We start from the raw sequence: 5,281 nt of genomic DNA on the forward strand, positions 1-5,281 counted from the left end.
CTGACTGTGCATCATGTGCCGTATACGCCCCGCCAAGGGCGCATCGCGCCACACCTCTTCAGGGTAGGGGGCGGGTCTGACAACGGGCCACGGATACGCCCCTGGCAAGCGCTCCTGAGCAGTTGCGGCAGCGCCCCCGTGGGAATGCCGCCGAGCGCCGTTGAGACGGTGCCGCGACCCGCCCCGATGCGCCCCGCCCTGTCGCGACAGAGACTGTGGGGGCGGGAGTGGCGGAGAGTGTCTTTACTTCATCAAGGGCGCGCCTGCGGCGCGCCGGGCGCCCTGGCCGCCCTTGTGCGAGCTGCGGCCTTCGGCCGGTCTCGCCCAAGCGGCCAACGCCCGGCATCCTCCAGGCGTCCTGTGAAGCGAGACAGCCCGCACACCGCCTCCCCAGCCCGCCGCGCAGGACAGTGCTCCAGGGCGGTACCGGGCCCAGCCTCCACAGCTCCAGGCAGCCGCCCACGGGCCCAGGCCATCACCGCTCGGACCCGGCCCCGCGCCATCGCGAGCCCCCAAGTCCCCACCGCCCCAGTCCATGCGTCGAGGGCTGGGCTCGCTTCGCGTGCGGCTCTCGTCATCGCCTGCGGGAGGCAGGCGGCACCAGCGTTGCTGAGTCTCGGGTGGCTGAGCCCGCCGACGAAAACACACAAGACCCCTCGGGCGCGGTGCGTAGAGGTACAGCGAGGCATACGCGCGCCAGCCCGCACGGCTTCCCCTCTCACCGTGGCGCGCTGTCTGTGGTGACCGCAGGAAACCGCCCCCGATTCAGACCCCAGCGTGACGGACACAAGCCGCCGTCGAGGCGCGCCAGGCAACAAAGAGCCCCGCCAGTCCTCTTTGGAACGGCGGGGCTCAGGTCCGACGCGGGCGCGCTTAGCTGCTCTTGGCGATCTGGATGAGACCGACGAACGCCTCACGGGTCAGGTTCAATATCGGCCCGTGTGGGTTCTTGCTGTCGCGGACCAGGAACTCACCGGTTGCCGCCGCGTGAGACGGCGACCACTCGACGCACTCACCGCCGTTGCTCTGGCTGTAGCTGGAACTGGTCCAGCCTAGGGACCCGGAAATGTCGGGGTGAATCATGAGTAACAGTCCTTCACAATGGAGTTGATCAACTCCGCCGTCTCGTCCGGCGGCGCGGCCATGGCCGTTAGCAGATCATAGGCGTCTCTGGCCTGGGCAACATCCTCCGGATCGGCCAGTACGTATCCACGGGGAAAGCCGTCTACGTGCACAACGTCAGCGTCGTCAACGAACGACAGCATGCCGAACGGACTCACTACCAAGACGTTGCGTTTGCTGGCGGGCACGATCTGTACGCGATGCCGAGGAGTCTCAGCGATGTCTCGCAAGTGGTTCAGTTGAGCCCGCATGACCGCTGCGTCACCCACGGAGTTCCGCAACGCCTCTTCGTTCATCACCAGCCACAGGCGCGCCGGGTCCTCTTCCCTCGTGAGGATGTGCTGACGATCAAGACGCACAGTCACCAGGTCTTGTAGGTTCGTCGGCCGACCGGTACGCAACACGGCTTCGGCGTAGGCGCGAGTCTGCACCAGTCCGGGTAGCAACGTCGGGTTGAACATACGCACCAGATTGGCCTTTTGCTCTAGTGCGACGTACGGCCGGAACCAAGGTGGATACGCGTAACGAATCACGAGTGCCCACAGCCTTTCGAAACGACCGTCCGAGTGCGGGAATGTGCGATCGCACGCTTCGGCAAACGATCGCGGCGGCACCCGTTCACCAGTCTCAATCTTGGCTACCAGCGAATACCCACAGTTCGCCTCCTTCCCCAACTCTGCACGCGACTTACCCCAGCGCTCTCTAGACAACTGGACTTCGCGGCCGAAGTGCTTGAGCGGGCTCGCGTTCGGATCGTTGTTGTCATCCTCGCTTGCAGTTTCGACGCTCACACAAACCCCCTAACAACTGCTGGACAGTTGGGTTTGTCCAGACCTTGCCTCTAGTTGAGCGTACGCCCGTGACACCACTCTGAGGTTAGGAAGACATGCAGTGCCCCCGTGAGACGCGAAGGACCCGCCGACGTGGACCCAGCACCCCAGCAGCCCCGAGCCACTGACGACGTGGCTGAACTGGCCAAGGTCATTGAAGCGGGCGGGTTCTGGCGGCTGGCCCCGGAGTGGTTACCGCACGACGGCTACGCGGCGCCAACCCGCGACGTGTTGCTGAACGTTGATGCCGGACTACGAAGGTGGGCGGAACGTTGACTCAGGCCCAAGCGACACCCGAAGTCCGCACGCCAGCTCTTGAGCCTGTCGCCGTCCCCAACTGCCGGGTCTGCCACGCGGCCAACCGTGGCCGAGTCACGGCGCATTCGAAGGGCGCTGCCGGACGTGTCGCAGCCTTCAACCGGATCATCAGCGAGCACCCGCACCGCAGCGAGCGGACCGACAGCGCGAGTGCAGCGCGGTGAACGCCGACTACCCCAGTCACGGTGAGCCCCCGATCCGTTCCGCGCTGCGCTTCCCACCGTGCCAGTGCCCCAAGCACCAGCACTCTGACGACAGGTCAGGTAACCCGACGGCGCGCCGCATTCACCCCCCGGTTGAAAGTGAGAGCAGATGAGTTCGAAGGACGACGACCACGCCGCAAAGGTCCGGCAGGCCGAAGAGGTCTTGAGTGATCTGAAAGAAGCGCTCAAGGGCAAAGGCATCACGTTGCCGTCTCTCGAAATCGACTGCGAGACCTCCCTTTCAGGAGTCGTGCTAATTGACTTGGCCCGATGCAATATCGAGACGGCCCAGAAACTTGCCAAAGCCCTACGCCTAGCAGACGCCAAACAAAGCTAATGAATAGCGACGTGTACGCCGATCTAGCCGCCCGCGTTGACGCCCACAATGAACGAGTATCCCGGCACTTCCGTCGAATCAATCGTGCGCGGAACGATATCCGCGAACCGGTAGCCACAACAGCAATCACCACGGAGAGTCCACCCGCGATGTTCTCAACTCCAGGCACGGCCGTCACCTATCAAGCAGTCTGTTTGAACGAGACATGTGACGGAAACTCCGAAGAGTCGGTCACCGCAGGGTCAGTATCCACATGGATGCACGCCCACGAAGTCGAGACAGGGCACCAGAAATTCCGGCGACTCGTGATGGACACCGAAACCATTCAGTCGCCCGGACGACCCAAGCCCGTAACTCCAGTACCCCACTGCACGCCGGAGGTAAGAAAATGAAGCACTCGCACAGATCTGACGCAAACACCGAGGTCCACAAAAACACCGCCAGCGACACCGCGACTTTTGTACGCGCGGCTGCTGTGCTGCTCATAGCGACAACGCTGAGTGTGTGGGCGGCAATATCTATGTCCCCCCTCGCAAGCGTCGCGAACCGCATTTCCTAGCCCTCACAGGGTCACGGAGACGCCCGGTTCGGCCGGGAGCATCCTGGACAGGTCGAGCCGTCCGGACCGGGTGCTCAACCCCCCGTAGCAGCTCCTGAGAGTCCGCTGTGGGGGATGAGGGGCCAGGACCACACCGCAAGCGGTGACGGCCCCACAGAGCCCCGTCTACCCGTGACCTGTGGCGGGTGGGCGGGGCTTCCTCTTTCGAGTGGTGTTCAGGTTGTTTCTACCTCGCGTAAGAGCGCAAGTAAGCAACGCTGTGGCTATGGCCGCAATTTGCCCTTCATGCATGAAGACCGAATCCGTCGCGTACATCATCAACGAGACGGGGACTTCAACATTTCCCTGCCTCTGGTGCGATTACTCCGTCCGCCCGCCCACACCTATTCGCGACCTGAGCGCCACGGCACCGTGCAAAACCCAAGGCTGTCGAGGTGCCATCGTGGATTACTACCGCTTCAGCCCGCAGGGCCAGTTGCTGTACATTACGCAACAGTCCTGTCTTACCTGTTCTGGTGGGAATCATGGCAGAGGTAACCGAGAACGTACCGTGTCCGACCCCCGGCTGTAATGGATCGAGGGCTGATGTGTTCGAAGTGGACGACCAAGGAAACATCATCCGCCGCGTAGGCTCAATTCCGTGCTCGGAGTGCGGGGAAGGCGGCTAGCCCGGAAAACACCAAGACTCCGTACCTCTACTCAAGGCACGGAGTCTTGCGTATGGGTACAGGTCAGGCCACCGCGTCCCCAACGGCGAGGCCCCGCCCTCCAGTCCAGGAGAGGCGGGGCCTCGTTCTGCCGCTCTGAGTTCGTCAGGCAGCTTGGGTCATGTCGGGTTGGCTCCGGCGACGCTGTAGGCGCTCAGCGACGGAGAGGTTGCGCCCAGGGACGATGACGACCTCTCCCAAGACTTCGGGGCACAGGAGAAGACGTGCTACCTGCCGTCGCGCAGATACGGGTGCCTGTGCCCAGCGGGCCGCGACATCGGCACCGGGCTGTATCAGGTCGGACAGCACACTCGGCATGGTGAGAGCCCGCTCCTCTGCTTCCAGCTTCGTGATCTTCTTCTCCAGGTTCGCCACTGTCCGGGCGAACATCCGCGCTTCGGCCAGGGTTTCCGGCTCGGCGCCTTCCGTCTCGGCCTTCTCTGCCCGCAGTCGCGCCAGGTCGGCCCTGATCTGCGTCACCCGTACCTCGTCCTGCGGAGAGGCAGCGAAGTCCTGGTACACCTGATCACTACTCAGGTAGGCCAGGATCACCCCCGGTTCGTCAGCCGTGCCGATCAGGTACTTATCCACCTTCGCCTTACTGAGATGGACACACCCCTTCTCGTCACACTGATAGCCCTCCGTCTTGATGCTCGTCTTCCCGGAGCACACACCGCACTTGATGGTCCCGGTCAGCTCGTACTTGGCGCGCCCTGTGCGGGTAGTACGCCGCTCGGGGGCCAAGAGCATGCGCCGGACCGCCCAGAAGGTCTCTTCGTCCACCAGGCCGTCCCAGGTGGCTTTGACCAACTCCACCTGCTGATGCTTGGCCTTGAAGGAATTCCCTCGCGATTTCGGAGAGTGCCCCCGGTAACCGCCGTAGGTCGGCCGCAACGCCATATCGCGAAGATGCTGCTCTGAGAAGGGCTTGCCGGTACGGGTCCGGTACCCGCGCTTTTCGAAGTCCTTAGCGATCGACCGGAGAGAGTGCCCCTTGCGCAGCCGCGTGAACAGTTGCTTCGGGACATGTGACTCGTCCGGGTTCTCCACCCAGTTGACCAAGTCCCCGGTCTGGGGATCGTAGACCGGCATATAGCCCTGCGGCGCCCTGCCGTAAGGACGGCCCTTCTGCGCTTCCCGCTTGGCCGTGCGCCGGTTGCGCATAGAGGTCTTGTAGCTCTCCTGCTCGGAATCGATCGCGGCGC

The 5,281-nt window shown here is 63.5% G+C and carries 6 protein-coding genes; 3 read left to right on the forward strand and 3 right to left on the reverse strand.

The window, feature by feature from the left end:
• Nucleotides 1-873 precede the first annotated feature (873 nt).
• Nucleotides 874-1,083 carry a DUF397 domain-containing protein gene (locus ACYVOO_RS10245; RefSeq protein WP_461015329.1) on the reverse strand — a complete coding sequence of 70 codons (210 nt, stop codon included), beginning with the start codon at nucleotides 1,081-1,083 and terminating at the stop codon, nucleotides 874-876.
• Complete coding sequence (locus ACYVOO_RS10250) at nucleotides 1,080-1,913, reverse strand: helix-turn-helix domain-containing protein (RefSeq protein ID WP_461015330.1); 834 nt, start codon at nucleotides 1,911-1,913, stop codon at nucleotides 1,080-1,082. Before ACYVOO_RS10250 ends, ACYVOO_RS10245 begins: the two co-directional genes overlap by 4 nt.
• 171 nt (nucleotides 1,914-2,084) lie before the next feature.
• Between ACYVOO_RS10250 and ACYVOO_RS10255 the strand changes: the two genes are divergently transcribed.
• The 3 genes from ACYVOO_RS10255 to ACYVOO_RS10265 all read left to right on the forward strand — a co-directional run bounded on the left by ACYVOO_RS10255 (nucleotide 2,085) and on the right by ACYVOO_RS10265 (nucleotide 3,202).
• Entirely contained in the window at nucleotides 2,085-2,228 is a 144-nt protein-coding gene (locus tag ACYVOO_RS10255; protein WP_461015331.1) for a hypothetical protein, read from the forward strand.
• Nucleotides 2,229-2,582: 354 nt separating this feature from the next.
• On the forward strand, nucleotides 2,583-2,810 hold the full coding sequence (locus ACYVOO_RS10260; protein ID WP_461015332.1) for a hypothetical protein: 228 nt from the start codon (nucleotides 2,583-2,585) through the stop codon (nucleotides 2,808-2,810).
• A 149-nt stretch (nucleotides 2,811-2,959) separates the two neighbouring features.
• Complete coding sequence (locus ACYVOO_RS10265) at nucleotides 2,960-3,202, forward strand: DUF7848 domain-containing protein (protein ID WP_461015334.1); 243 nt, start codon at nucleotides 2,960-2,962, stop codon at nucleotides 3,200-3,202.
• A gap of 979 nt (nucleotides 3,203-4,181) precedes the next feature.
• Here the strand turns inward: ACYVOO_RS10265 and ACYVOO_RS10270 are convergent.
• On the reverse strand, nucleotides 4,182-5,281 hold a 1,100-nt coding region (locus ACYVOO_RS10270; protein WP_461015333.1), incomplete at its 5' end, for a recombinase family protein.

Source organism: Streptomyces daliensis (assembly GCF_054782395.1).